The organism is Coriobacteriia bacterium (genome assembly GCA_034370385.1).
Taxonomy (GTDB): Bacteria; Actinomycetota; Coriobacteriia; order Anaerosomatales; family PHET01; genus JAXMKZ01.
Genome location: JAXMKZ010000039.1, coordinates 1 through 3,782 on the forward strand (window position 1 = coordinate 1; position 3,782 = coordinate 3,782).

Here is a 3,782-nt window from a genome sequence, read left to right on the forward strand (position 1 = left end):
CTGCGATGCCATCGCCGCCAAGCTCAACTCACGGCCGCGGAAGCGGCTCGGATACCGGACCCCGGAGGAATGCTATGCACAATCGTAGGAAGGCCCTCAGAAAGGCTCAGTGTTGCGATTCAAACTTGAAGTCAGGTGCGCCGCGCTCATAGAGCCCGCCAAGCATCCCGCGTCTCAAGCACGGCGCCCACAACAAGCAACACAACACCCAGAGCAAGTATCGCGATCTCCGAGCGGTCAAGCCTCACGTCGCTGATGCGACCGGTCTTGACCGCTTTCCCGCGGAACCAGCTCGGGTACTCGTAGACGCCGAACTTCATGGTCGCCGCAATCACGCAGATGTAGCCGAGCATCTCCGCTCCGCCGATCGACAAGCCTGCGGCCATGCCCTCTCGAAGCGGCATCTGCATGGCATCCGCAGCCGCAAACGAGTCGGTTCCGGTGACAAGCCCGGCCATCGCGCCCATGAAGACCGGATACAGGTAGCCGACGGACACGCCCTTCACACGGAAGAGGTTGACGCCGACGCCGACCAGCGTGACTAGACCCAGGTTGAACAGCAGCGTGAGTGCGAGAGTCCCACCGAAGGAAACGGCGGACTCTACGACACGTACCGCTGGTCCCCCACGCAGTAAGCCTACGGGGAGCAGGTAGTAACCGAGGAGATAGGTGAGGTTGTTCACCAGCGCGTAGGTACCGTAGAGAACCAGCAGGCGCCGAATGACGCCGTCACGCAAGTTCACAGGCGACCCCCCATGCTTAGCTGCATCTAACGCATTAGGCTTGACCTGCAGCTGCGGCCTTCAACGGCTGCAACCCTAGACTACACCACAGGCCGCGGGTGTCAGGTCGAAGCCTTTGTTCGACGAGGAGCGGGAACCAGCCGAATCTCCACGTCACAGCCCACTGCCCGAGCGTACTTCTTGAGCGTGTTCACAGAAGGCGAATGCTTGCCGGCACCCTCTAGGCGAGAGACCGCGCTCTTCGTGGTGCCCATGGAAGCCGCGACGTCCTCTTGGGTCAGCCCCGCGTGGGTGCGGGCGGAAAGCAACTCGCGTACGAGCAGGTACTCGTCCTCGAGTTCGTCATACGCCTCGTCGAACCCTTTGCGCTGGCGCACGCGCTCGAGAAAGGTCTCGTGATCGTGCGAGACCGGACGGTATTCACTCTTGGCCATCGCGAACCTCCTTCAAGCGTCTGCGGGCGATCTCCAGGTCACGTTTCGGGGTGGCCTGCGACTTCTTGACGAAGCCATGCAAGACCATCACCTGCTGGCCGACCAAGAAGCAGTACAACGCTCGCCCGATGCCTTCACGGCCGCGCGGTCTGAGCTCGAAGAGCCCGTCACCCATCGCGCGCGAATGTGGCATCCGTACATCGGGGCCGAACTCAATCAGGAGCTCGACCAGCCGTGCGTAGTCGGCCAACATGCCGACCGGCCACGACTCAATCTCGTCGCGGACGCGCTTGTTGAAGTAGTCGACTGTGTACGGCATGGTCAGAGGTTAGCATATACGCTAACTACGTTCAACCCGAGGCGACGATGTCGCTCTCCGTCGAACGTCTTTGCGCATGACCCGCAAACCGCGGCCCTGCACCGTTCCTGCCGAGAATACCTGACTGCCGCGGTTTGTCGGTGTCGATGCGCCGGTTAGGCATGACGCCTACAGTTCATCGCCTTCATCTGGCTCGACATCTGGCACTTTTGCCATGACGGCGTCGTAGGCCGCCCTGTCGCCGAGCGCACCCCGCTCACGTAGGTAGTCCACCGTCATGAGCGCGGACATCTTCTCCGCGAGCGCGGTGGTGATGAGCTGGTTGATCGAAACATCCTCCGCCTTGGCAAGTTCACGTACCTTCTTGTGCAGCGACTCAGGTAGACGCAGGCTAATCGTACTCATGATGTGACTCCTATTCTCCTTAGGAACTCTCCTGGGCGAATGGCCTCGACACCCCAAGCAGGCGACTGTGCGAAATCGCGTGTGTTGTGGGTGACGATCAGGCCACTGCCCGCAGCGACCGCGAGTTCGAGGATGTGGTCATCCTTCGGGTCTCTGAGTACCGGACGCCACAGGAAGTGGATCTCCTGAAGGTGCGCCACGCTACACCAGTACTGGATGAGCGCGTCGACGTCCCCTGTGGAAAGACCGGGTGCGGCGCCCTCCCGCTTGAGGGCATCCTCATATTCCAGAACGAGCGGAACCGACAGTGCGATATCGAAGTGCCCAATGCCGATGAGTTGGAGCACACGGTGCGAGGCGCCACGCGAACTCCGCAGCCCGGCCACGGCGATGTTGGTATCAATGACGATTCGCTCGCTCATGACGGTATCATAGGCGATACCAGAATTCGCGTCAACACAACGGCCCTCGTCTATGCCTAACGTGTGAGGCATGAGCAGCGGCCCATAGCCTCTCTTCAGCAGACTGCCTTGCGCCGTCTGCTGTTGCTCCTATGTCAACTCTACACCGCGAGGGCAACCAGAACGGTAGCGAAGTCCGCATGTACGACTGTGCCCGCTGCGGCCCTCTCGGTTCGCAGCATCGTCTTGAACACCGTCCTCGCGATCAGTCGCTTCAGGCATCGGAGCGCCTCCCGGTAGCTCATCCCCTCGCCCTGCTTGCGCTCCATATAGGCGATCGCCGGCGGGTGCATCCGAGCCTGCGTGACGGCGATCATGTGGACCGCCGAGTTGAGCTTGCGGTTGCCACAGCGATTCAGGCGATGACGACACGACTTGCCCGAGGAGACCGGCAGCGGAGCCACTCCGACGTGCATCGCGAAGGCCGCCTCGCCGCTGAAGCGTGAGAACCCGGCCACCTGACCGACGAGATGAGCGGCGAGGATCGCAGAACAACCGGGGATCGCCAGTAGCTCCGGCGCCAGCCCGCGCATGAGTCCGCGAATCTCGCGTTCCAGGTCGCGGACCTCGACGGTGAGCTCGCGGATCTGACGGAGTTCAGCCAGCGCGATGCGGCGACGGATGCTCTCGGGCAGGGCCTCGAGGATGCCACGGAGCCGGTCCAGCCACACGTAGCGGTCGAGCACACGGGGCGGCATCTCGAGATCGACCTCGAGGTCGTGACAGTGCCAACGAAGACGCTTCTGCATGCGTTTGCGCTCGTCAACGAGGTCGTCGCGGTGATCGACGAGGAGTCGCACGTCGTGCTCGGGGCCGCAAAGGGATGCCTCGGGAAGAGCCGGCTCACGCAGAGCGGCCCTGGCCACGCAGGCCGCGTCGATGGGATCGGACTTGCCGTAGGTGCGAGCCGACGACCTCGCTCCCGCCATCATCTTGGGCGGGACACGGACCACGCGCTCACCGTTCCCGAGCAGGTGGCGCTCGAGTCTGCCCGAGACGTGACGGCAGTCCTCGATGGCGAAGTAGCGGTCCTGCCCGAGGCCACGCGCCCAGGCGAGCAGCCTGTCGTGCCCGGGACCGTCGCCTGTCACGGTCCGCGTTCCGAGGCTCGCCCCCGTCGCGCAGTCAACGGCCACAGCGGTGTGGGTCTTCATATGCGGGTCGATGCCGATTACGATCATGTTCGTCCCCTTCCGTCGGAGAAACCCTTTCCGATCGGGGGGATCGCACGGCGGACACGCCTTAGCTGGGGCCTATTGGCCAGGCTCCTATCAGGTCACGTCGGCGACCCCTCGGATCCGGCGGCGGGGGACATAACAGCTGACGGTCAACCCTGCCGGGCGACAGATGCATTTCGGGTCACCTCGCCGTCGATTCCGAGGCTACCCGAAAGCGGACTTCAGGCATCCCTCGGAGGGCA

The 3,782-nt window shown here is 63.1% G+C and carries 6 protein-coding genes; all 6 read right to left on the minus strand.

Annotation, left to right across the window (positions count from 1 at the left end; translation table 11 throughout):
* Positions 1 to 146: 146 nt before the first annotated feature.
* A complete protein-coding gene (locus tag U1E26_08085) occupies positions 147 to 743 on the minus strand; it encodes a hypothetical protein (protein ID MDZ4169600.1) in 597 nt (198 codons plus the stop codon).
* A 101-nt stretch (positions 744 to 844) separates the two neighbouring features.
* A complete protein-coding gene (locus tag U1E26_08090; GenBank protein ID MDZ4169601.1) occupies positions 845 to 1,177 on the minus strand; it encodes a helix-turn-helix transcriptional regulator in 333 nt (110 codons plus the stop codon).
* Positions 1,164 to 1,496 (minus strand): type II toxin-antitoxin system RelE/ParE family toxin, encoded by a 333-nt coding sequence (locus tag U1E26_08095; protein ID MDZ4169602.1) that lies wholly within the window; start codon positions 1,494 to 1,496, stop codon positions 1,164 to 1,166. The genes U1E26_08090 and U1E26_08095 overlap by 14 nt, the downstream gene beginning before the upstream one ends.
* Before the next feature lie 168 nt (positions 1,497 to 1,664).
* A complete protein-coding gene (locus tag U1E26_08100) occupies positions 1,665 to 1,901 on the minus strand; it encodes a DUF6290 family protein (GenBank protein MDZ4169603.1) in 237 nt (78 codons plus the stop codon).
* Positions 1,898 to 2,323, minus strand: a complete 426-nt coding sequence (locus U1E26_08105; GenBank protein MDZ4169604.1) for a putative toxin-antitoxin system toxin component, PIN family — start codon at positions 2,321 to 2,323, stop codon at positions 1,898 to 1,900. Before U1E26_08105 ends, U1E26_08100 begins: the two co-directional genes overlap by 4 nt.
* Positions 2,324 to 2,463: 140 nt before the next feature.
* Positions 2,464 to 3,543, minus strand: coding sequence for an IS110 family transposase (locus U1E26_08110; protein ID MDZ4169605.1), 1,080 nt, complete (start codon positions 3,541 to 3,543; stop codon positions 2,464 to 2,466).
* Positions 3,544 to 3,782: the final 239 nt, after the last annotated feature.